The 22,287-nt window shown below is 68.3% G+C and carries 19 protein-coding genes; 8 read left to right on the top strand and 11 right to left on the bottom strand.

The annotated features are described in order from the left end of the window. Positions 1 to 72: 72 nt before the first annotated feature. Positions 73 to 819 (top strand): methyltransferase domain-containing protein, encoded by a 747-nt coding sequence (locus tag AB0M14_RS18605; protein WP_364998939.1) that lies wholly within the window; start codon positions 73 to 75, stop codon positions 817 to 819. A gap of 2 nt (positions 820 to 821) precedes the next feature. On the opposite strand, the gene AB0M14_RS18600 is transcribed toward AB0M14_RS18605, so the two are convergent. Further along, a complete protein-coding gene (locus AB0M14_RS18600) occupies positions 822 to 1,127 on the bottom strand; it encodes a hypothetical protein (protein WP_364996371.1) in 306 nt (101 codons plus the stop codon). A 204-nt stretch (positions 1,128 to 1,331) separates the two neighbouring features. On the opposite strand from AB0M14_RS18600, the gene AB0M14_RS18595 reads away from it, so the two are divergent. Beyond that, positions 1,332 to 2,780 carry an aldehyde dehydrogenase gene (locus tag AB0M14_RS18595; protein WP_364996369.1) on the top strand — a complete coding sequence of 483 codons (1,449 nt, stop codon included), beginning with the start codon at positions 1,332 to 1,334 and terminating at the stop codon, positions 2,778 to 2,780. Here the strand turns inward: AB0M14_RS18595 and AB0M14_RS18590 are convergent. From AB0M14_RS18590 to AB0M14_RS18570, 5 genes are all read right to left on the bottom strand, one after another. Continuing rightward, a complete protein-coding gene (locus AB0M14_RS18590; RefSeq protein WP_364996366.1) occupies positions 2,777 to 2,968 on the bottom strand; it encodes a hypothetical protein in 192 nt (63 codons plus the stop codon). The genes AB0M14_RS18595 and AB0M14_RS18590 overlap by 4 nt on opposite strands. Positions 2,969 to 3,168: 200 nt before the next feature. After that, entirely contained in the window at positions 3,169 to 4,995 is a 1,827-nt protein-coding gene (locus tag AB0M14_RS18585) for a phosphoenolpyruvate carboxykinase (GTP) (protein WP_364996363.1), read from the bottom strand. A gap of 206 nt (positions 4,996 to 5,201) precedes the next feature. Continuing rightward, positions 5,202 to 6,728 carry a hypothetical protein gene (locus AB0M14_RS18580; protein ID WP_364996361.1) on the bottom strand — a complete coding sequence of 509 codons (1,527 nt, stop codon included), beginning with the start codon at positions 6,726 to 6,728 and terminating at the stop codon, positions 5,202 to 5,204. Next, entirely contained in the window at positions 6,715 to 7,806 is a 1,092-nt protein-coding gene (locus AB0M14_RS18575; protein ID WP_364996358.1) for a hypothetical protein, read from the bottom strand. The genes AB0M14_RS18580 and AB0M14_RS18575 overlap by 14 nt, the downstream gene beginning before the upstream one ends. Positions 7,807 to 7,925: 119 nt before the next feature. Next, the gene (locus AB0M14_RS18570) at positions 7,926 to 8,708 is read right to left on the bottom strand and encodes an SDR family oxidoreductase (protein ID WP_364996355.1); all 783 of its coding nucleotides are present in this window, start codon (positions 8,706 to 8,708) and stop codon (positions 7,926 to 7,928) included. A gap of 213 nt (positions 8,709 to 8,921) precedes the next feature. On the opposite strand from AB0M14_RS18570, the gene AB0M14_RS18565 reads away from it, so the two are divergent. From AB0M14_RS18565 to AB0M14_RS18550, 4 genes are all read left to right on the top strand, one after another. Then, positions 8,922 to 10,382 carry a lipase family protein gene (locus AB0M14_RS18565; RefSeq protein ID WP_364996352.1) on the top strand — a complete coding sequence of 487 codons (1,461 nt, stop codon included), beginning with the start codon at positions 8,922 to 8,924 and terminating at the stop codon, positions 10,380 to 10,382. Between the two features lie 114 nt (positions 10,383 to 10,496). Beyond that, positions 10,497 to 11,294 carry a tRNA (guanosine(46)-N7)-methyltransferase TrmB gene (gene trmB / locus AB0M14_RS18560; protein WP_364996349.1) on the top strand — a complete coding sequence of 266 codons (798 nt, stop codon included), beginning with the start codon at positions 10,497 to 10,499 and terminating at the stop codon, positions 11,292 to 11,294. Next, complete coding sequence (locus AB0M14_RS18555; protein ID WP_364996347.1) at positions 11,294 to 12,016, top strand: NYN domain-containing protein; 723 nt, start codon at positions 11,294 to 11,296, stop codon at positions 12,014 to 12,016. Before trmB ends, AB0M14_RS18555 begins: the two co-directional genes overlap by 1 nt. Next, on the top strand, positions 12,016 to 14,814 hold the full coding sequence (locus AB0M14_RS18550) for an MMPL family transporter (protein WP_364996344.1): 2,799 nt from the start codon (positions 12,016 to 12,018) through the stop codon (positions 14,812 to 14,814). Before AB0M14_RS18555 ends, AB0M14_RS18550 begins: the two co-directional genes overlap by 1 nt. Positions 14,815 to 14,867: 53 nt before the next feature. Here the strand turns inward: AB0M14_RS18550 and AB0M14_RS18545 are convergent, their stop codons facing one another. Continuing rightward, positions 14,868 to 16,520: a DUF2339 domain-containing protein gene (locus AB0M14_RS18545; RefSeq protein WP_364996342.1), complete on the bottom strand. Its 1,653-nt coding sequence runs from the start codon at positions 16,518 to 16,520 to the stop codon at positions 14,868 to 14,870. Between the two features lie 884 nt (positions 16,521 to 17,404). Continuing rightward, entirely contained in the window at positions 17,405 to 17,785 is a 381-nt protein-coding gene (locus AB0M14_RS18540; RefSeq protein ID WP_364996340.1) for a MerR family transcriptional regulator, read from the bottom strand. 66 nt (positions 17,786 to 17,851) lie between these two features. Between AB0M14_RS18540 and AB0M14_RS18535 the strand changes: the two genes are divergently transcribed. After that, the gene (locus tag AB0M14_RS18535; RefSeq protein WP_364996337.1) at positions 17,852 to 18,973 is read left to right on the top strand and encodes an alkene reductase; all 1,122 of its coding nucleotides are present in this window, start codon (positions 17,852 to 17,854) and stop codon (positions 18,971 to 18,973) included. A 101-nt stretch (positions 18,974 to 19,074) separates the two neighbouring features. Here the strand turns inward: AB0M14_RS18535 and AB0M14_RS18530 are convergent, their stop codons facing one another. Beyond that, a complete protein-coding gene (locus AB0M14_RS18530; RefSeq protein WP_364996334.1) occupies positions 19,075 to 19,533 on the bottom strand; it encodes a hypothetical protein in 459 nt (152 codons plus the stop codon). Between the two features lie 250 nt (positions 19,534 to 19,783). Between AB0M14_RS18530 and AB0M14_RS18525 the strand changes: the two genes are divergently transcribed. After that, a complete protein-coding gene (locus AB0M14_RS18525; protein ID WP_364996330.1) occupies positions 19,784 to 20,974 on the top strand; it encodes a helix-turn-helix transcriptional regulator in 1,191 nt (396 codons plus the stop codon). Between the two features lie 20 nt (positions 20,975 to 20,994). Here AB0M14_RS18525 and AB0M14_RS18520 read toward each other — a convergent pair whose 3' ends face one another. Together AB0M14_RS18520 and AB0M14_RS18515 are read right to left on the bottom strand one after the other, a co-directional pair. Then, positions 20,995 to 21,591, bottom strand: a complete 597-nt coding sequence (locus AB0M14_RS18520; RefSeq protein ID WP_364996328.1) for a Uma2 family endonuclease — start codon at positions 21,589 to 21,591, stop codon at positions 20,995 to 20,997. A gap of 53 nt (positions 21,592 to 21,644) precedes the next feature. Then, the gene (locus AB0M14_RS18515; RefSeq protein WP_364998937.1) at positions 21,645 to 22,286 is read right to left on the bottom strand and encodes a DUF1707 domain-containing protein; all 642 of its coding nucleotides are present in this window, start codon (positions 22,284 to 22,286) and stop codon (positions 21,645 to 21,647) included. Position 22,287 lies beyond the last annotated feature (1 nt).

Here is a 22,287-nt window from a genome sequence, read left to right as displayed (position 1 = left end):
AGACTCCCCGTCGTGCCGAGAGCTGACATCAAGCCTGCCGAAGTGACGGGACCGCTGCCTGGATGGCGGCCGTTGTCCCGGTTCGCGCGGCGAGCGACGCTGCGGCGCTCGTGGCGGCTGCTCAGCAGTTTCCGGTTCGAGCAGAGCGACCCGGCACTGTTCTACGGCGGCATCGCCTCGGACAGCGCGACCATGATCGCGGACTTCTACCGCGACGTCACCGGCCGCGGCCTCGAGGGCGCCACGGTCCTCGATGTCGGCGGCGGCCCCGGCTACTTCGCCGACGAGTTCGCCCGCACCGGCGCCAAATACATCCCCGTAGAACCGGATCCGTCGGAAATGCACGCCGCCGGCCTCCAGGTAGCGGGCGCGGTACGCGGCTCCGGCATGGCTCTGCCTTTTCGCGACAACGCGGTAGACATCTGCTTCTCGTCGAATGTCGCCGAACACGTACCGAATCCCTGGCTGATGGCCGACGAGATGGTACGAGTCACCAAGCCCGGCGGCTTGATCGTCTTGTCCTACACGATCTGGCACGGCCCCTTCGGCGGCCACGAAACCGGCCCCTGGCACTATCTCGGCGGCGAATACGCAGCCCGCCGGTACCGCAAAAAACACGGCCGAGACCCAAAGAACCGTTTCGGAGAGTCATTGTTCGCGGTCCGAGCGGAAGACGGATTGCGCTGGGCGGCAAACACTTCCGCCGACGTCCAGGCATTGTTCCCGCGCTATCACCCAAGCTGGGCCTGGTGGCTGGTCCGCGTCCCGCGAATCCGAGAGTTACTCGTGAGCAACCTTGTCGTAGTGGCGACGAAGTAGCTCTACTTCTCCAACCATCCTCTACGCCAGCTGCGTCTGACACAGGCGCCGCCGGAAACCGTTTCACTCCAAGGCGATTCCTGAATCGCGAGCCCGACCGTCTCCAACGTGGTGAGCCCGACCAGATCAGCCAGCGACCGGACGAACGCCACCGCCTCCGCGGCTTGCATTGCGGCTGTGGCCTGCTCGATTGTCAGCGTGCGCCCTGGTAAGAAGGAAACCACCCAGCCGCCACTGCCCACGCTTCTAGCTTGATGCTCGGTCTGGTCGCTGGTCATTACCGACCGTCCGACAACTTGCACCGCCATAACTCGTCTCCCCTGCATTCGGTTCCGAGAATCGAGCGAGCTGATCAGTAGCTATCAGCATCCTCTCTCCAGCAACAGAACGCAATAGTGCGTTCTCCGAGAAGCGAACCGACAGGTTGGAATTCGTGCAGCTCAGCACCCTGGCGCGAAAGAAAACTGAAACATGTTACAGACAAGCGGGCGACAAAACTGTAACGTGTTCCCATGCATTACGACAGCTTGTTCATCGGCGGCAAATGGACCGCGCCCACCAGCTCCGAGCGCCTCCAGGTCATCTCGCCGGTCACGGTCGAGCCGGTGGGCAGCGTCCCGGTCGTCGAACGCGCCGACGTCGACGCCGCGGTTGCCGCCGCCCGGCAGGCCTTCGATTCCGGGCCCTGGCCGCAGACCGCACCGGAGGAGCGCGCACAGGTGCTGACCCGCGCCGCGCGCCTGATCGAGGAGCGTTCGGCGGACCTGGTCGCCGCGCTCACCGCGGAAATGGGCGCACCGCAGATGTTCGCCATGATGCTCAACCAGATTCCGGCGACCGCCGCCCTGGACACCTACGCGGGACTGGCGAAGTCGTTCCCCTGGGCCGAAACTCGCACCGGCATGTTCGGCACCACCCGGGTCACCCGGGAACCGCGCGGCGTCGTCGCGGCGGTGACCGCCTGGAACGTCCCGATGTTCCTCGCCGTCAACAAGCTCGCCCCCGCGTTGCTCGCCGGCTGCACGGTGGTGCTCAAGCCCGCGCCGCTGACGCCGTTGACCGCCAATATGATCGCCGACATCTTCACCGACGCCGGCCTGCCCGAGGGCGTGCTCTCGGTGCTGCCCGCCGAGGCCGAGGTGGCCGAGTACCTGGTCTCGCATCCGGATGTGGACAAGGTGACCTTCACCGGCAGCACCGCGGTCGGCCGCAAAATCGGGGCAATCGCCACCGGCCAACTCAAAACGGTCTCGCTCGAGCTGGGCGGCAAGTCCGCGGCGATCATTCTGGAGGACGCGGATCTCGCCGCGGCCATCCCGCAGCTCGCCTTCTCCGGCCTGATGAACTCCGGCCAGGGCTGCGTCGCCCAGACCCGCATCCTGGCCCCGCGCAGTCGCTACGACGAGATCCTGAACGCGCTCGTCGAACACGTGAAGACGATGAAGGCCGGCGACCCGGCGACCGACCCGAGCGTGCAACTGGGCCCGCTGATCTCGGAGACCCAGCGCGATCGCGTCGAGGGCTACATCGCCAAGGGCATCGCCGAGGGCGCGCGCCTGGTGCTCGGCGGCGGCCGCCCCGAAGGCGTCGAGCGCGGCTGGTTCGTCGAGCCGACGATCTTCGCCGACGTGGACAACAAGTCCACCATCGCGCAGGAGGAGATCTTCGGACCGGTGCTGGCGGTGATTCCCTACGACACCGAGGAGGAGGCCGTCGCGATCGCCAACGACTCGCAGTACGGCCTGGCCGGCTCGGTGTGGACGACCGATATCGAGCACGGCGCGGAGATCGCCGCCAAGGTGCGCACCGGCACCTACGCGATCAATTGGTACGCCTTCGATCCGAGCTCGCCGTTCGGCGGCTACAAGAATTCCGGCCTCGGGCGGGAGAACGGCCCGGAGGGCATCGACGCGTTCTGTGAGCAGAAGTCGCTGCTGATGCCCCTCGGCTGGACCGGCTAATCAGGCATAACAACACGCAGGGTGGGCTGTCCGTCCGGAGTCCGCGCGTCGACGACCTCGACGCGCCAGCCGGGCGGCAGCACCGCCTCCAGCCGCCCCGCGGCACGACGTAGCGGGGTGCTCGCACCGGCGAGATCCAGGCCCGCCACCATCGGAGTCTGTGGTCCGCCGAACTCCAGATCGGTCATGCGCAAACCACCTCTCGATCGGGAAGCGGTTCAGCCGATAGCCAACTCTGGGCAGCCGGGCTGGACCGTCATCGTCGACTGGTCGGCGCAAGCATAGGGCACCCGCCTGGCAAACCTCGCACAACAGACAGGCGGCTGGAAAAAATCCCGCCCGCACCGTTCGGAACGGTGCGGGCGGTTGGCATTTCGTCAGGGGCAGGTCAGCCCAGGCGCTCCTTGAGCGCCTCGAACTGATCGCGCACGCCCGAGGGCAGCTTGTCGCCGACGAACTCGAACCACTCCTCGATCATCGGGATCTCCTTGCGCCACTCCTCGGCGTTCACCGCGAGCGCCTCGTCGACATCGGCCGGGTCGACGTCCAGGCCCTCGAGGTCGAGGTTGGCGGCGTGCGGGACGGTGCCGATCGCGGTGGCCTCGCCCTCGGCCGAGCCCTCGATGCGGCCGACGATCCACTCCAGCACGCGGGAGTTCTCGCCGAATCCGGGCCACAGGAAGCGGCCGTCGGCGCCCCGGCGGAACCAGTTGACGTAGAAGATCTTCGGCAGCTTGTTCGCGTCCGCGTTCTTGCCGAGCGAGATCCAGTGGTTCATGTAGTCACCGACGTGGTAGCCCAGGAAGGGCAGCATCGCCATCGGGTCGCGGCGCACGGTGCCGACCTTGCCCTCGGCCGCGGCGGTCTGCTCCGAGGACATGGTGGCGCCCATGAACACGCCGTGCTCCCAGTCGAAGGACTCGGTCACCAGCGGGATGGTGGTCTTGCGGCGACCGCCGAACAGGATCGCCGAGATCGGCACGCCCTGCGGGTCGTCCCACTCCGGCGCCAGCGTCGGGCACTGCGACATCGGGGTGCAGTAGCGCGAGTTCGGGTGCGCGGCGAGGGTTTCGGTCTCCCGCAGGTACCAGTCGTTGCCCTTCCAGTCGATCAGGTGATCGGGCTCGCCTTCCAGGCCCTCCCACCACACATCGCCGTTGTCGGTCAGCGCGACGTTGGTGTAGACGGTGTTGCCCGCGTCGATGGTGGCCATCGCGTTCGGGTTGGAGCTGTGGTTGGTGCCCGGCGCGACGCCGAAGAAGCCGAACTCCGGGTTCACCGCGTACAGCTGGCCATCCGCGCCGAAACGCATCCAGGCGATGTCGTCGCCCAGGGTCTCCGCGCGCCAGCCGGGAACCGTCGGCTGCAGCATCGCGAGGTTGGTCTTACCGCAGGCCGACGGGAACGCCGCCGCGATGTAGTAGGCCTTGTTCTCCGGGGAGATCAGCTTGAGGATCAGCATGTGCTCGGCCAGCCAGCCCTCGTCGTGCGCCATCGCCGAGGCGATACGCAGCGAGTAGCACTTCTTGCCGAGCAGGGCGTTGCCGCCGTAACCGGAACCGTAGGACCAGATCTCGCGGTCCTCGGGGAAGTGGGTGATGTACTTGGTGTCGTTGCACGGCCACGGCACGTCGGCCTGGCCCTCGGCCAGCGGGGCGCCCACGGAATGCAGCGCCTTCACGAACGGGCGATCGGTGCCTAATTTCTCCAGCGCGGCGGCGCCCATGCGGGTCATCACGCGCATCGACACCACGACGTACTCGGAGTCGGTGATCTCGACGCCCAGCTTGGGGTCCTCGGCGCCGAGCGGGCCCATGCAGAACGGCACCACATACATGGTGCGGCCCTTCATCGAACCCTTGTAGAGCTCGGTCATGGTGGCGCGCATCTCGGCGGGGTCGACCCAGTTGTTGGTCGGGCCGGCGTCGGCTTCGGTCTTGGAACAGATGTAGGTGCGGGATTCGACACGCGCCACATCGGAGGGATCGGAGAGCGCCAGGAACGAGTTCGGCTTCTTCTTCTCGTCGAGCTTCTTGAAGGTGCCCGCTTCGACGAGCTGAGCAGTTAGTCGATCCCACTCCGCGTCGGAACCGTCCGCCCAGACCACCCGCTCCGGCTGGGTGAGCTCTGCGACTTCCTGTACCCAGGCGAGCAGTTCGCGGTGCGCGGTAGGCGCGTTGCCGTCGGACAGACCAGGAATGGTCGCTGAGGTCATGAAAACTCTCCTGAGATGGGCGGTCGAGGGTGCTGCGCACACACCAAGCGCCACCATTGGCGGTGAAGGCTCCCGCTACGACCAGTCGTAAAGCGCGCCCCGGCTGGACGGCGTACAAGGACGAAGCGGACGCCCAGGTTCCTGCCTAGAGGTTAACGCGGTATGACGACCAGTACGGAATTGGGGTGCTGTCTTATTACCCACTCTTAGGCCGGATCAACAGGGCGAAGATGCTGATCCAGCGTGTCGACATCGCGTTTGCAGGCGGCGAGTTGCCCTGGCTGCTCGGTGCCCGCACGGCGGATTCTGGCCTCCAATTCGGCCACTCGACGGTCGGTTTCCAGGATCCGAGCGGCACTGGCGCGCACCACCTGGTCGGCCAGTTCGGTCTCCGACTCGACCAGCGCCGTGGCAACTCGCTGCTCCAGCTGTGCCTTGACGTTGACCAGCGCGTCGGCGACCCACTGCCGGACATGCTGGCGGTCGGCAACCTGGCGGCGCGCCCGCACCACCCACCACGCGACCAGGCCGCCGAGCAGCAGCGTTACCGGAATACTGGCGAAATCCAGGGCCGGCACGAGGGCCAGCGGAGCCACCAGCAGACGGCCCAGACCGACGCCCGCCGACGCGCCGAGCGCGACCATCAAGTGATCTTCGACACCCCGGTGCCGAGGTTCGGGATCCGGGCCCACCCGCGGCGCCTGATCACGGCGCCGATGCGGCAGCTCGGTGGCGCCGTCGAGGCGGTCCACCAAGACCAGCAGCCGGCGGTCGATCTGCTGGTCCAGGGCCCCGGTCAGCTCGGTTACCGCCAGTTGCAAGCGATCCGGGTAGGCGCTCAGCTCTTTCGGGCGCAGCCGGTCGAGTTCGGCGCGCGCCCCGACATGCAGCGAACGGACCTGGGAGCCGACCTCGGTCATCAGATCGACCCGGGCCAGGTGCAGCTGACCGCGCAGCGCCGCCATCACGCTGGCGCGGCCGCCGTCCCGCCCGGCGAGCAGCGTGGCGCGCTCCTCCCGCCAGCGGTCCACCTCGGTGGCGGCGCGGAGCTTCTCGACCTGGTCGACGATGCGCTGCCGGGTGTCGGTGAGCACCCGGCCGGTGACGGCCGCGAATCGGCCCGCGGCGGGGGCGCCGGCCGCGGCGGCGGTCAGCTCGGTGTGCAGCGCGGTGAGGCCGGAGCGGTCGAGCAGGCTGGCGTCGTTGGTGGCGCGGGCCGCGCCGGCCAGTTTCGCGGAGACCGGGAGGATGTCCAGGTCGTCGTAGCCGTGGGCGGTGAGCAGCTCCTGATTGTGCCGGCGCACCGAACGCCAGTCGCTGTAGGCGTGGATGGCGTTCATGGCGAGCAGGATTCGGATGTCGTCGGCGCGCAGGCGGCGCAGCAGATCCAGGGTGCCGGTGCCCAGGGTGTTGCCCGCGTCGAGCAGGACCAGCACGACGGTGTTCGGCGCCGCGCCCGACGGGGACGTGTGCTCCACCGCCGCGCCCGGATCGGGCATCGGGTCGGTGAGATCGATGCGCGGTTCGAACCGCGCCAGCTCGGTGCGCAGCAGCGTGGTGTTGGCGTCATCGGGGCCGATCAGGCTGACCCGCGCCGCGCCGTTCCCGGACCGCATCGCCGTCAGCAGGGCCGCGCCCTGCGGGTTCCAGCGCGCCACCACCTTCTCGACCTCGGCGGGCAGGGCCGGGGCCGGCGAATCGGCTGGGGGCGCAGCGGGATCAGAGTCCGGCACTGCTCATTCGCTCCCATAGCCGGACGTACCCGTTGTGCACGCGCAGCGCGGAGCGGCGGGCCGCGGGAGACATGTCGCTGGAGACGACCGCGCGCCAGCGCGCCGCCCGGTGCAGCGCGTCGTCGGCGTCGGCGGGCGCGGGCGAGGGATACCCGGCGGCCAGGTGCGCGACCGACGGATTGGCCACACCCGCGCACAGCGCCGTCCACATGGCGTCGTCGCTGTCGAGGTAGCCCTCGATCAGGTCGCGGGCCCGGCCGTGCACACCGGGGACCGCACGCGCCGCGAGCCGCGCGAGTTCGTCGAGCATCTCGCCGCCGCGCAGCGCGGTCACCTGCTCGTAGCGGCGATGCAGCAGGCGATGCAGCGGATCGACGCCGCTGACCGCGTGCAGAATCTGGATGACCTGATGTCCGGACAGGCCGGGTTCGCGGCGCAGCGCGCTCAGCGCGCAGGTGATGCCGTAGAAATCCCAGCGCTCCAGCAGCTGCTCGCGTTCGGCGACGTCGGGGCCCAGGGTCGGCGAGGTGAACAGGTCCGAGGACAGCGTCAGCGACGGATCACCGGACTCGGCGAGCCGGCGCAGCGTGGCCAGCTCGGGATCGGACACCGCGCCGGCGCGGGTGCGCACGGCCAGCGAGGCGACCACCGGCAGCACCACGATCCCCAGCTCGCGGCTGTACTGGTCGGCGGCGAACACGGCGTCGGCCCAACGGGTTCCGATGGCGTCGGCCTTGTTCAGTACGACCACTGTGCGTTCGGGCGGCAGCGCGTCCAGGATTCGGCGGTCGGCGGGCAGCGGCGAACCGGCGAGCACGTAGACGACGAGATCGGCGTCGATCACCGGATCGGGCTGGCCCGGTTCGTCCACCGGACCGGTCTCCGCGGCCGACATCAGCGCCAGCGCGTGCAGCACCGTGGTGCGGCCCGCGTGCGCGCGCCCGGTGACCTGGATGCGCGGCGGTCGCCGCCAGGAGTTCACCGCGACGCCGGCGTGATATCCGATCTGGGGATCCGCCCCGGACGCCTGTAATTGGACGAGCAGCTGATCCAGCTGATCCTGTTCCCGTGTCGGCACTCCGCGCTCGCGCGGTTGCCCATTGAATTCGGTCGCTGTCGGCAAGGCTCCATACCCCCTTCTCGCTGCGCAATTCTGTCAGACGCAGCGCTGCCGCACGCGCCGACCACGCCTTTGGTTCAGCGTTTGGCCAGGTATTTGTTGACCGTGCGGGTGGCCCAGCTCGGGGCGTACTTGCCCGCGGCCGCCAGCACCTTGGCCTGCGCGCCGATCTCGTAGTGCACCTTCGGCAGCCGGCCGCGCTTGCGGACGGCGGACCAGATGCCGGCGGCCACGTCCTCGGCGGTCAGGTGGATACCGAGCGATTGCGTGGTCCCGGTGTCGATTCCGTCTACCATGGCGGTGGCGACGAACAGCGGCCAGATCGCGAGCACCCGGATGTCGTGGCGTTCCCACTCCAGGTCCAGGGCCTCGGTGAGGCTTTTGACCGCCGACTTGGAGGCGCCGTAGCTGCTGAGTTCGGGCTGGCCGTAGATCGCCGAGGCCGAGCACAGGTTCACCACCTGAGCGCCCGCGGTGTCCCGCAGATACGGGAACGCCGCGTGCGTGCCGTTGATGACCCCGACGACGTTGACCTCGATGATGGCGCGGTGCACGGCGGGTTCGAGCTCCTCGAAGGGGCCCGAGCGCAGGATGCCGGCGTTGTTGATCAGGATGTCGAGCCGGCCTGTCGCGCTGTGGAATTCGGCGAGCCGCTCGGACCACTGCGTGGCGTTCGTCACATCCAGGAGGCCGGTGTGCACTGTGCCACCGGCCTCGGAGATCGCCGCGGCGAGCCGGGAGAGGCCGATCTCGTCGATGTCGTACGCGCCGACCCGATAGCCCTGCGCAGCGAAAAGCAGGGCCGTGGCCCGCCCGATACCCGCGGCCGCACCGGTGATGAACACCGTCGGTGAGTTCATGGCCGCAGTCTAGTGCCGGGCGCCAGTCCTATAACCAGGGTTCACAGACACCGCGCGCTCCCCCATACTCAGCAGGTGGATCAGCATGAGTAACGGTGCGTACCAGTCGTTTTCGAACAATATGCACTTTTCGCGCCGATTCCCGGAACGGATGTCGAGGCTGTTCCGATATACAGAGAAGTCCGTCCACCGGGGCGGGCGGGAGGGGTTGTGATGAGCATCGACACCATTGCCGACACCGCGCCGAAGCAGCTGCGCGAGCACCGGATCGACGCGATGCCCGCGCGCGGCAATGCCGCCCAGGTGCTGCACAATTCCGCGCGGATCCTGGTGAATTCCACCCAGATCCTGCTGAATTCGGCCCAGCTGCTCTCCGGCAAGACCCCGCCGCTGCCCAGCGCGGATCCGTTCCACCGGCCGCCCAAGGGTTTCGCGAACCGGCCCGCCGGCACCGTCCTGCGCAGCCGCAAGATCGAGCTCGCGCTGTTCGGCATTGTCCCGCAGCAGGTCTCGGCCTGGCAGCTGCTCTACCGGAGCAACGATATGGACGGCACGCCCGAGGTCGCGATCACCACGGTGCTGCTGCCCGCGGGGGCGGACCCCGAGGTCGATCGGCCGCTGCTCGCGTTCCAGACCGCGATGGACGCGGTCACCGAGAAATGCGCGCCCTCTTACGCTTTGCGCCGCGGCGCGCGGGCGATCGGCGCGGTCACCCAGTTCGAATGGCTGCTCGTCGCCAATGCGCTGCGCCGCGGCTGGGCGGTGTCGATCGCCGATCACGAAGGACCGCAGGGCAACTTCGGCGCGCCCCGCGAACCCGGATACCGCGCGCTCGACGGCGTGCGCGCCGCGCTGAGTTTCGCGCCGCTCGGCCTGCATTCGCGCACGCCGGTCGCGGCCTGGGGTTACTCCGGGGGCGGCATGGCCAGCTCCTGGCTGGTCGAGATGGCGCCGACCTACGCGCCGGAGCTCAATATCGTCGGCGCGGTGCTCGGCGCGCCGGTCGGCGACCCCGGCCAGGTCTTCCTGCGGCTCAACGGAACCGCCTACGCCGGGCTGCCCGCCGTCGTCATCGCCGCCCTGCACAAGCTCTATCCCGTGCTCGGCGCGGTGGTCCGCGAAGGGCTCACCGCCGACGGGCAGCAGTTCGTCGCGCACGCGGGAAGCTCGACCCCGGTCGGCTCCATCGTCGGGCTCGCCAATCAGAAGCTGGGCGACTTCCTCACCGGCGAACCGCTGGAGCAGATGCTCGACACCCCCGAGTTCCAGGCCATGTTCGACGATCTGCGGCTGGGCCACTCCACCCCGGACTGTCCGCTGCTGGTGGTGCAGCCGGTCCACGATCAGGTCATCCACATGGATGGGGTGGACGGGCAGGTGGAGCGCTACCGCGACGGCGGCGCGACCGTCACCTACGTGCGCGATCGCCTCAGCGAGCACTTCTCGATGCTGGTGCTGCACACCCCGATCAGCCTCGCCTGGCTGTCGGCCCGGATCGCCGGGGAACCCGCGACCGGCAACACCGACACCACGGTCTGGTCGGTCCTCGCCTCCCCCACCGGTCTGCGCGGGCTGCTGGAAATGGCCTCGACCGCCGCCCGGGTCGTGCTGGGCCAGCCGCTGCGCGACGAGTCGGTCCCGGCCCGTCCGGTGCGAGCCGCGCGCGCGGCGTGAGCCGGACAACGACCAAGTCAGCCGACCAGGAAACCGCCGGTCGCCGACGCCGTCTCCCTCCGCACCTGGGCCTGGCCTGAATACGCGGAGAGGCGGGAAGGCACAATAGACCGCGTGAACGACGCCGTTAACCATACTGACGAGTCGGTTCCGGGGCCGTCCACAGCCGCGGTCCCCCTCGAAGCCGGACGACGCTCCACCACCGGCTCCCGCCTGTACCCGCGGGTCACCAGCTTCCGCTCCCGTCGCGGCGCGCTGACCCCGAATCAGCAGGCGTCCTGGGACCGCATGTGGCCCACGATCGGCCGCCCGGTCGGGGACGAGCCGTTGGACGCCGACGCCTGGTTCGGGCGCCACGCCCCGCTGGTCATCGAGATCGGCTGTGGCACCGGTACCGCGACCGCCGAGATGGCCCAGGCCGAGCCGCACCTGAACCTGATCGGCATCGAGGTGTACCAGCCGGGTCTGGCTCAGCTCGTGCAGCGCATCGAACGCGAGCAGATCGACAACATCCGGCTGCTGCGCGGCGACGCCGTCGACGTCCTCGAAAACATGGTTGCGGAGAATTCGCTTACCGGCGTCCGGGTCTTCTTCCCGGACCCGTGGCCGAAGGCCCGCCACCACAAGCGCCGGCTGCTGCAGCCCGCCACGCTCGCCCTCATCGCCAGCCGCCTGCGGCCCGGCGGTGTGTTGCACGTCGCTACCGACCACGCCGACTACGCCGAGTGGATCGCGGCGGTCGGCGCCGGAGAGTCCCAGTTCATCGGCCTCAACGAGGCCACAGGCGGCGTCAGCGCGGAGCATCGCGACACCGCCCCGATCGGGTTCGACCGCCCTGTCACGAAATTCGAAGGCAAGGCACATCGCGCCGGAAGCGCCATCACCGAGTTCATATGGGGCAAGATCGAATGATGATCGCCAGTGAGTTGGCCGCCGAGGTCACCGATGTTGCCGGGGAGGTGCAGGGCCCCGAAGTTCTGAGCGTCTCGACGCCGGACGTGCGCCGGGTTCTGCTCGTCTGGGACGCGCCCAATCTCGACATGGGTCTAGGCGCCATCCTCGGCGGCAGACCGACTGCCGCCTACCGCCCGCGCTTCGACGCGCTCGGCCGCTGGCTGCTCGCGCGCACCGCCGAGCTCTCGGTCGGCAGCCAGAGCCGGGTCGAAGCCGAAGCCACCGTCTTCACCAATATCGCGCCCGGCACCGCCGACGTGGTGCGGCCGTGGGTGGAGGCGCTGCGCAATGTCGGTTACGCCGTCTTCGCCAAGCCGAAGGTCGACGAGGACTCCGATGTCGACGCCGACATGCTGGCGCACATCGACCTACGCAGTCGCGGCGCCGGACTGGCGGGCATCATGGTCGCCTCCGCGGACGGCCAGGCCTTCCGCGAGCCACTGGAAAAACTTGCCGCGCACGGCATCCCCGTACAAGTATTAGGCTTCCGCGAGCACGCGAGTTGGGCCGTCACATCGGATACCCTCGAGTTCATCGATCTCGAGGACATCCCGGGTGTCTTCCGTGAACCATTGCCACGGGTCAGCCTCGAGTCGCTGCCCGACGAGGGTGCTTGGCTGCAGCCGTTCCGGCCGCTGTCGGCACTGCTCACCTCTCGCCCCGCCCAAGGAGTCGCTTAGTGTTCACACGCTGGGGCGATCTGGTCTACCGGCTGCGCTTCGCCGTCCTAGGCATAGTCGCGGCTGCCCTGCTGGCGCTCGGTTACTACGGCATGGGCGTACAAGACCATCTCAGCTCCAGCGGGTTCGACGATCCGACGTCGCAGTCCACGCAGGCGGCGCGGATCGCGGACTCCGCCTACGGGCGTGATCATTCCGGCGATGTGCTGGTGCTCTACTCCGCGCCCGCCGGCAAGACCATCGATGACCCGGAGTTCAAGCAGAAGATCCTGGAGAGCCTGAACCGGCTGCCCAAGGAATATCCGAAGCAGATCGCCAAGGTCAACGGGGCTTACTGGCAGACCGAGACCGGTCCGGCCCAGCCCTCGCTGTTCGGGTCCAAGGACAAGAAGTACACCTTCGCGTCCGTCGCCATCGTCGGCGACAACGACACCGACATGGTGCGCAACTACCGGGTGGTCAAGGACCAGTTCGGCGTTCCGGGGATCGAAACCGAGGTCGCCGGCCTGCAAGCGGTCGCGGGCACGCTGAACGACACCATCGCCCACGACTCCAAACGCATGGAGGTGATCGCCTTCCCGGCGGTCGCCCTGCTGCTGTTCTTCATCTTCGGCGGCGTCGTCGCGGCGGCACTGCCGTTGATCATCGGTGGTCTGACGATCATCGGCGCCAACGGCATCATCATGTTCCTGACCAGGTTCACCGAGGTGAACAACTTCGTCGGCAACATCGTCTCGATGATCGGCCTCGGCCTGGCCATCGACTACGGCCTGTTCATCGTCAGCCGGTTCCGTGAGGAACTGGCCGAGGGCTACGACACCAAGGCCGCGGTCCGCCGGTCGGTCATGACCGCGGGGCGCACGGTCGTCTTCTCCGCGACCATGATCGTGGCCAGTCTCGCGGGCCTGCTGCTGTTCCCGCAGGGCTTCTTGAAGTCCATCGCCTACGGCTCCATCGCCACGGTGACGCTGGCCGCGCTGACCTCGATCACCATCCTGCCCGCCATGCTTGCGGTGCTCGGCAAGCGCGTGGACTGGCTCGGGTTCAAGTTCATGCGCAAGACCAAGACCGCCGAAGAGGTGGAGAGCGGATTCTGGGGCCGGCAGACCCGCTGGGTGATGCAGCATCCGCTGAAGATCGCGGTGCCGATCACCATCATCTTGCTGCTGCTCATCATCCCGGTGAAGAACCTGGCGTTCGGCGGTATCAACGAACGCTATCTGCCGCCGGACAATTCGACCCGCCTGGCGCAGCAGCACTTCGACGAGATCTTCCCGCTGCGCAAGACCGACCCGATCATGCTGGTGTTCGATTCCCCGAACAGCAGCAGCGTCGGCAAGGTGTGGAAGGAAGCCAACGCCGCGCCGGGGCTCACCGGTCAGTTCGAGGTGCCGTCGCGGTCCACCACCAATCCGAATGTGTACCGCACCACCGCGACACTGGCGGATTCGGAGAACCCCGACCCCACCATCGACTACCTGCGCTCGATGTCGTTGCCCGACGACGTCCAGATGTATGTCGGCGGCACGCCCGCGATCACCAAGGACAGTATCGAGGCGCTGGTCGACCGCATGCCGATGATGATCGGCCTGGTGCTGCTGGTCACCATGCTGCTGATGTTCCTGACCTTCGGTTCACTGGTGCTGCCGATCAAGGCCGCGCTGATGAGCGCGCTCGGGCTGGGGTCCACGCTCGGCATCCTGACCTGGATCTTCATCGACGGTCACGGGGCCGGACTGCTGAATTTCACGCCGCAGCCGATCATGTCGCCGATCTTGGTGCTGATCATCGCCGTGGTGTACGGCCTGTCGGTCGACTACGAGGTCTTCCTGCTCTCGCGCATGGTGGAAGCGCGCGCCCAGGGCGCCTCCACCACCGAGGCGGTGCGCATCGGCACCGCGCAGACCGGCCGCATCATCACCGCCGCCGCGCTGATCCTGCTCGTGGTGGTCGGCGCGTTCGCGTTCTCCGACCTGGTCATGATGAAGTACCTGGCCTACGGCATGGTCGCGGCGCTGTTGATCGACGCCACCATTCTGCGCATGCTGCTGGTGCCGGCGACCATGAAGCTGCTCGGCGACGACTGCTGGTGGGCGCCGAAGTGGATGAAGAAGATCCAGCAGAAGATCGGGCTGGGCGAACCCATCCTCGACGACGAGCGGCCCGGCGGCGGCGAGCTGGTCGACTTGGTGAAGACCACGCCGGTCACCGACCCCGTCACCATGGTGATGCCGGTACTGGCCGACGGTCAGCGCCCGCCGAAGTCGCCGCGCCGGCCGCGCACCGTCGCGGAAATCGAGGCCGAGGCTCCCACCCAGCGCTTGGACAAGGTGCCGCCGACCCAGCCGGCAGCGCAACCACCGGCCCAGCCGCCGGCGCAACCACCGGCCCAGCCGCCGCGTCAGCCGCGGGTGCTGCCGCCCAAGTCACGGAAGGCCGAGCCGCCCAGACCCGTGCCGATGCCGCCCGCACCCGACCCGACGCGGCCGCGTGTCCTGCCGCCGGTCCCCGCGCCCGAGGTATCGCGGACGGTGCCGCCCGCACCGGAACCAGCGCAGCCGGAACCGGTGAATACCGAGCCCTTCACACCCGAGCCGGAAGAGCACCGGCCCACCCACCACGCTGCTCCGGAGCCCGAAGCAGCGCCGGACGACAGCCGCAGCAGCATCGAGAATTGGATGGCGGAGCTGCGGTCCTCGCGTCGCCGGATCGCGGGGTCCGAGCAGGGCCGGCACAGCGGCGAGGACGGGCGCACGGTGAGTGTGAACGAACTGCTGCGCCGCCGCGAGCAGGAGTAAACGACAGCGAAGAAGGGCCCGTCCGCTGTGGACGGGCCCTGTTCCGTTGGGGGTCAGCGCGATGGCGGGTTGGTCGTGCTCGCTTCGGCGAAGGCGCGGGCATAGCGGGTGCCTGCCAGCAGGAGCAGGACGCCGACCACCAGGAAGGCGGCGACTCGGACGAGTCCGTCGAGGGTGGCGAGGTCGAACAGGAACAGTTTGGCCAGCGCGGCGGCCGTGACCAGAAGACCGGATCCCAGTGCGACTTTCGCGATGGCCGCCGAGCGCGCGAGGTTGCGCAGGCCATACAGCAGGGCGGAGGTGGCGGCGGCCATCCACAGGATGGTGGCGGCGCTGTGGCCGAGGACGAAGCCGTCGGCCGCGCCGGTCGCGATGCCGATGGAGACCGTGGTGGCGGTGACCGCGTAGAGCCCGGCCGCGCCCGCGACGATCAGGAGCATCGATCGCCCGGTGTCGTCCCGGTCCAGCGCCGGGGTCCGGCGCAGGCCCCACACCGCGACGGCGAGCACGGCCACACCGAGTACCGCCGCCAGCGCGGTCGGAAGATTTAGGTACTGGTCCGCGAGGCGTTGCGTCGCAAGCGTTTCCGGATCCACCCGGGACAGGAAGGTGAGCGCGCCGAGCAGGGCGAAGACGCCGCCGATCCCCGCGGCGACCCGGTTGCGCCGCTGCCCGGCCACGCCGAGGTAGCCGATGGCGACCAGGAACAAAGCGATCGGCGCGGTCTGCACCTCGGTCGCCTGAACGCAGACTTCGAGAAGAGCGAATGCGCCGGTCACCGCGGCGGCGATCCCGGTATGCGCCGGAATCTTGGTCGCGGCGGCGAGTTTCGGAACCATGGCCAGCGTGGCGACCGTCGTCAGGACCACCGCCGCGGCGCCCGCGATGATCATGCTCGGCACCCGGTCGAACAAGCCCACCACCGCCAGCAACGGAATCGTGGAGATCGCGAAAGCCACGGTGGCAATGAGATCGCCAGGGCGCTTACGGACCACGAGGAGGGTTCCCGCCAGTCCGATCAGTGCGACGACAACCGCCGCGACGAGCACCCAGTGCACACGATCCCGCTGGGCGGAATCGAAGCCCGCGATCGCCACGTAGAGCAACGTGGCCAGCACCGCGGGCAGCGTCCGCACCACATGCAGTGCGGGCCAATCCTTCACCAATTGCACTGGCACACAGGTCAACTGCAAAACAATGAGGAAGCCGAGCAACACCAATTCCGAAGTAACCACGGGCGCGAGCAACGCCGCCCCAGCAACAACCAGCACCGCCAGCGCCTGCGCGTTCCACCGCAGCGCCAACGCCACACCGCCCGCCGCGATCGCAAAGGCCAGCCCGAGACCACCGGCCCGAGGCAACCACTCATAAATCGAGGTCACCGCGACAACATCGAGATACGCACCGGCAAAACCAGTCGCCGCCAACGCAATACCGCCGACGTGACCACCCGCGCGCCCATACACCCGCATCCCGACCGCCACGAGCGCCCCGGAGAACACCGCGCCCGCAACAACTCTCGGCACCGGCCCGAAAATCCCAGCCTGCGCGGCCAGCACCAGCAGCATCACCACACCGACCAAGGTCACCCCCACACCGGCGACCGCCAGCAGCCTGCTGATCACACCTTCCCGCTGCCACCACGGAATCCCAGCCGGCTTACGCACCGGCGGCCGCATCCCCGGCGGCACATGCGGCGCCCCCATTGGCGGCACCTGAGCCCACGCACCCTGCGGCGGTGCCGCCCAGCCGAAAGGCGGCTGCCCCGGCCGCTGCCCATACCCCGGCCCTCCAGCCGCACCCCGCTGTTCCGCCGCACCGTGCCCACCCTGCTGCGCACCCGGCCAAGCCTGCGCCCCAGCCATCGGCTGCGACGGCTGCGGAGCCCCCGGCCGCGCCCCCGCCGACCACTCCCGCTGTCCTGTCGGCCATGCCTCCGTTGGCCCCCCTTGCGTTTCCGAATGCATCGACTCGGAAGTTGCCGACGCCGACTCAGGCTTCGGCAACGCCGACTCCGGCATGACCGACCTCGACCCCAGCTCAGACGAAGCCGCTACCGACATCGGCGACCCCGACGCGGACATAGGCGCAACCTGGTTAGCCTTGGGCGACCCGGACTCCGGCATGGCCGGTGCAGATTCCGGCGTGGTCGATCCCGACTCCAGCTCAGACGAAGCCGATCCTGACATAGGCGCTCCAGACCCTGACATAGGCGCAACCTGGTTAGGCATGGGCGACCTGGACTCCGGCTCGGCCGACTCCGACTCCGGAATGGCCGGTGCAGATTCCGGCGTGGTCGACGCGGATTCAGCTTCAGGAGACTCTGGCTGCGCGGGCGTGCGCGTGGCGGCGCGGACGGCTTCGGCGACGCGTTCTTCTGAAATCGACTGTGCCTCAGTGACTCCGGCCGCGATCTGGGATCGCAATATTTGGAGATCTCGGCCGAGGTCGCACATTTGCGCGCCCAGCGTCGTGAACTGTCCCGACAGACGCATGAGCAGCACCGGATCGATAGCTGTAGTCATGCTTCAAGGGTCGGCGCCGGGGGTCGGCGGCACATGAGTAGAAACCCGCGCCGGGTCGCTGTTTTCTACGCGATGTTCGCAGGTGTGAAGCGTTCGGCGGCGCGGTCGATCACTTCGTCCAGGACGTCGCGGGAGCGGATGAGGTCGGCGATCGTGCGGGTGATGCGGTCGCGTTCGACGGTCAGTTCGGTGACCAGTTCCGGGGTGGCGTATTCGTTGGCGCCGCCGTCGGAGTCGCGCATGCACGGCAGGATTTGCGCGATCTTCTTGCTGTTCAGGCCGGCGGCGAACAGTTCCTGGATGTGGATGACGCGGTCGACCGCCCATTCGGGATAGTCTCGGTGGCCGCCGGGCGTGCGTTCGGCCAGGAGCAGGCCCTGCTGTTCGTAGTACCGCAGCGAGCGCTCGCTGACTCCCGTGCGCTGTGTCAGCTCCCCGATTCGCATTCCGCTACCTCATATTTCACCGCTGGACTTGATTCTGACATCAGTGTCAGGTTTTACCGTACCCGCATGACGAACACAGCAGCCGGCGCCCAGCTCTTCGAGCCCGCTCGCCTCGGCACCCTGGACCTCCCGAACCGCCTGGTGATGGCGCCGATGACGCGCAATCGCGCGGCCGCCGACGGTGTCCCCCGCCCACTCATGGCGACCTACTACGCCCAGCGCGCGTCCGCGGGCCTGATCATCGCCGAAGCCGCCACACCCAATCAGGCGGGGCAGACCTACGCGAACATCCCCGCCATATACACCGCCGCGCACGTGGCGGGCTGGCGTCGGGTCACCGACGCGGTGCAGGCCGCGGGCGGGCGGATGTTCCTGCAATTGCAGCACGGCGGACGGGTCGGCCACCCCGACAACAGCGGGGTGGATCCGGTGGCGCCGTCGCCGATCCCGCTGCCCGAGCCCATCCACACCCCCAGCGGCCCCCAGGATCCGGTGGTTCCGCGCGAGCTCACCGTCGGCGAAATCCAGTCGACCATCGACGATTTCGTCGCGGCCGCCCGCAATGCCATCGACGCGGGCTTCGCCGGCGTGGAAATCCACAGTGCGAACGGCTATCTGCTGCACCAGTTCCTGTCGCAGAACACCAACCGCCGCACCGACGAGTACGGCGGCACGGTCGCCAACCGCATCCGTTTCACCGTCGAGGTCGTCACCGCGGTCGCCGCGGCCATCGGGCCGGAGCGGGTCGGCGTGCGCATCTCCCCCGCCGTCAGCGTCAACGGCATCGACGAGGGCGACACCGCGGCCATCTACCCGGCCCTCGTCACCGCCCTCGCCGGCCAGGGCCTCGCCTATCTGCACATCGTCTTCGCCGATCCGGAAAGCAGCGTCTTCCAACAGATTCGCGAGATCTGGCCAGGCCGCGTGATCGCCAATCCCAACCTCGGCTGGGGTGTGCCCCTGCCCGTCGACGGCGGCAGGGTGGCCGCTGAACGCCTGCTCGCGGCAGGCGCCGACTTCGTCTCGCTCGGCCGGTCCTTCCTCGCCAACCCCGACCTGGTCGATCGGCTCCGCACCGGAGCGCCGATCAACCAGATCCGGGAGGCCCACCTGATGTACGTCGGCGGCGCGGAGGGCTACACCGACTACCCCACCCGGAGCGAGGAACTCGGCGCGTCCGCGGCCTGACCGCACGACCCGCCCCAGCCGATGCCGGACAGTGGCCGTCGCCTGCGGCCACCGCGCACGACCCGCCCCAGCCGAGAACGGATAGGACGGGTCGCAGGCGGTCAGGCGGTCGGTGCGGGTAACGCGATGACGCGGTGGACGGCTTCGATGACGGCCGAGCGCGGCGGCAGGCGCAGGGCGCCCGGGGCGGGTTCGACGGCCCAGTGCCAGCCGAGCAGGGAGTCGGTCGTGGGTAGCAGGACGTAGCGGCCGCTCGGGACAACGGTGACCTGATGGGCGGCCAGATGGGTGCGGACGGCGATGGCCACCGGCTTGGCCGGGCTGGGCGAGGTGACCAGGAAGGTCCAGTTGCGGCCGCCGGGGTCGGCGACCACGGGAGCCTGTAGGTCCGGGTCCAGTGCCGCGAGGACCTGTTGGCCCAGGTGCGGTGGCATGACCAGGGCACCGAGGATGGAGCCGGTGGTGATCATCGGACGGCCCGCGAGCAATTGCACCGGCAGGCCGAAACGCCGCCGCAGCAGATGCGCGACTTCGTGTGGGGAATGGCAGCTTTCGAACACGGCGCTCACCCCTCGCCGAATCCGGTGGCGGATCCTTCCGGTAAGGCTAATTTTTCGGCTGAGCGTTGGTTGTCGCACGTGAGAATGGCCATGGTTGTCATTGCCGCCGCCCTTGCTTCTCAAAGTTGCAGAAAAACAACGGTATTCCGAAGTCGGGACGAACAAGTCGTACGCAATGTCCCACTTTCAGCTAGCGCTATCCCCTAGCGTCGGTACCCTGAAACACAGATGTAACAAAGGAATTGGGTAGATGGACGATTCGTCGATCGGCGTGCGGATCCGGCGCTTCCGCGGCAAAGCGCTCACGCAACGTCAGCTCGCCGATCAGGCCGGGGTCAGTGTCGACCTGGTGCGCAAACTCGAACAGGGTGGACGGCAGACCGCCTCCATCGCCAGCCTGCAGAAGCTGGCCCGCGCATTGGACGTCGATATCGCCGATCTGATCGGAAAACGCCATGGTGTGCCGTCCGGCAATCCCGGAGCGGGCATCGTCGCCATCCGCCGCGCGCTGACGCCGGTCGACGATCTACTCGGCGAGGTGCCCGAGGAACAGGCCATCACCCTCGACGAAGCTTCCCGCACAGTCGATTACGCGTGGGGCGCGTACTGGGTTGGCCGCTACGAGCTGCTCACCACGATCCTGCCGTCCGGGCTCACCCAGTTGCGCGCGACCGCGCATGCCGCCCGCAACGGGGCCGTCGCCCCCGCGAACGAGCTTCTGGCTCGGATGTATTGGGTCACCGGCTGCACCTTGGTCCATCTCGGCCAGACCGACCCCGCGTTCCTCGCCATCCGGCAGGCCCTCACCGCCGCCGAACGCGGCTCGGATCCGCTGCTGCTGGCCACTATTCGCGGCTCGGTCGCCTGGCAACTGCTGGTACAGGGCCGCTACGACGAGTCCCGCCGCGTCGCCCTGCGCGCCGCCGCCGAACTCGAACCCACCGGCGACGCCACCCCGGCCCATCTGTCGTCCTACGGCTCACTGGTCCTGCAAGGCGCCACCGCCGCCGGCCGCGCCCAGAACGTCCCTGAAGCTCTCTCCCTGATCGAAGCCGCGAGCGAAGTGGCCCTGCGCCTCGGCAGCGACCGCCGCGACTACGAAACCTATTTCGGCCCTTCCCAAGTCGTCATGCAGACCGTAGACGTCAACGTCTCCTCCGAGCGCTACGCCGAGGCCCTCGCCGCTGCCGACAAAATGCCTGCCACCATCGGCCTCCCGCAAGCCTCCCGCGCCCGCCACCTCGCCGACACCGCGGTCGCGTGGACCCGCACCGGCCACCACCGGCGCGCCCTCGACGCCCTACTGCACGCCGAACGCGTAGGCGGCCCCGACTGGATCAAATACCAATCCCTGCCCCGCCACATCGTCTCCGAACTCCTCGAAAACGACCGCCGCACTCCCCTGCGCGCCTTCGCCCACCGCCTGGGCGTCCACACCTAGCACCGACCGCTTCGTGCCGATCAGTAAGTCGGATCGGGCAATTCGATATCGATGCGGAACGGGCGATCGATCTCCAGTCGGCGCCGATGCTCGCCAGTCGGTGCATAGCCGCCTGCGCGCAGCTCGAAGGTGTAGACCACGATCGAGCGGGCCGCCTCCCTCTCGACGCGCCAGAAACGCTTGATGCCGGCCTCGGCGTACTGAGCGGGTCGCAACACGCGGTCTTTCGTTTTGGTGCGCGGCGAGACGACCTCGACAGCGAGATGCACGTCCGCAGGCTGGAAAATGAGCGAGTCATCTGTGACCGCTGCCCTCGAGACGACCAGCAGATCCGGTTCCGGAACCGAACCGCCGAGATTGATCCCTTGCTCGGCGCCGACATACATCGCTGCCGGCGCCGACCGCCGCAACTCGAACTTCAACCAGTCGACCACTTCGTTGTGCCACACGTTCGACGGCGCCATCATCACGACTTCACCGTCCAGCAGTTCGAATCGGCCATCGACGACCTCCATCAGGCGGGGCAGATCACGAGCTGTGAACCCATCTGGTGGGGGCGTCGGCAGCAGCACCATCCGGCCCTTGATGGGCTCTTCCAGGTGCTCCGCAGCGGTCATATCAGGAGGCTACCGTCCGCCGACCGGTCACCGCCATGACCTCGGAGGTCAACTCAATGGCCCATGAGTTTGCGCCAGTGCGCGATGAAGGGGTGTTTGGCGGTGACCGAACCGAAGCGCAGCTGACCGCGGACGACGAGGTGCAGCGGGCCCGGTGGAGGGCCGGTGCGGACCTTGTTGTTGATGCTGGAGCCGATCAGGTCGAGGCCGTTCAGATCGACGGTGGCTCCGGCGGGGACGATCAGATTCAACGAGCCGAAGTAGTCGTCGACGTGGAGTTCGACTGTCTGGGTGGACATTATGGCTTCGGTGAAGTCGAGGGTCACCCCGGAAAACCAGTTGTTCAAGCGCAGGGTGGGCGGCACTTGCCAGGGGCCCTTGCGGGTGACGCCGGACATGCGGCTGCGGATGGCGTTGCCGGGATTGGCGGGGGCTGGGTGGCGCACCGGTTTGGGGAACGACGGGGCGGCGTTGACGAAACGTGTGGGCGGAGCGGCGGGCTGACCGATCAGGCGCACGCCGGGGAGATCGATGAGAACGGCGTTCAATTCACCGCGGGTCTTGGCGGCGAGGGCGGTATCCATCCGCTCGGTGAACTCGCCGAGGGACAGCATGCCGAGACCGACGGCGCGCTGTAGCAGCTGGCCGACGTGTTCGCGTTCGGCGTCGGAGACGCGCAGCTCGCGGTCGCCGATC

Source organism: Nocardia sp. NPDC051832, assembly GCF_040681285.1.
Lineage (GTDB): Bacteria > Actinomycetota > Actinomycetes > Mycobacteriales > Mycobacteriaceae > Nocardia.
This window is presented reverse-complemented; position numbering and strand designations above follow the sequence as displayed.

Bases quoted from the DNA above. Each gene is read 5' to 3' on its own strand.
- AB0M14_RS18600 (WP_364996371.1), bottom strand. From the start codon at position 1,127: ATGGCGGTGCAAGTTGTCGGACGGTCGGTAATGACCAGCGACCAGACC.
- AB0M14_RS18595 (WP_364996369.1), top strand. From the start codon at position 1,332: ATGCATTACGACAGCTTGTTCATCGGCGGCAAATGGACCGCGCCCACC.
- AB0M14_RS18590 (WP_364996366.1), bottom strand. From the start codon at position 2,968: ATGACCGATCTGGAGTTCGGCGGACCACAGACTCCGATGGTGGCGGGC.
- AB0M14_RS18585 (WP_364996363.1), bottom strand. From the start codon at position 4,995: ATGACCTCAGCGACCATTCCTGGTCTGTCCGACGGCAACGCGCCTACC.
- AB0M14_RS18570 (WP_364996355.1), bottom strand. From the start codon at position 8,708: ATGAACTCACCGACGGTGTTCATCACCGGTGCGGCCGCGGGTATCGGG.
- AB0M14_RS18565 (WP_364996352.1), top strand. From the start codon at position 8,922: ATGAGCATCGACACCATTGCCGACACCGCGCCGAAGCAGCTGCGCGAG.
- AB0M14_RS18555 (WP_364996347.1), top strand. From the start codon at position 11,294: ATGATCGCCAGTGAGTTGGCCGCCGAGGTCACCGATGTTGCCGGGGAG.
- AB0M14_RS18545 (WP_364996342.1), bottom strand. From the start codon at position 16,520: ATGGGGGCGCCGCATGTGCCGCCGGGGATGCGGCCGCCGGTGCGTAAG.
- AB0M14_RS18540 (WP_364996340.1), bottom strand. From the start codon at position 17,785: ATGCGAATCGGGGAGCTGACACAGCGCACGGGAGTCAGCGAGCGCTCG.
- AB0M14_RS18535 (WP_364996337.1), top strand. From the start codon at position 17,852: ATGACGAACACAGCAGCCGGCGCCCAGCTCTTCGAGCCCGCTCGCCTC.
- AB0M14_RS18525 (WP_364996330.1), top strand. From the start codon at position 19,784: ATGGACGATTCGTCGATCGGCGTGCGGATCCGGCGCTTCCGCGGCAAA.
- AB0M14_RS18520 (WP_364996328.1), bottom strand. From the start codon at position 21,591: ATGACCGCTGCGGAGCACCTGGAAGAGCCCATCAAGGGCCGGATGGTG.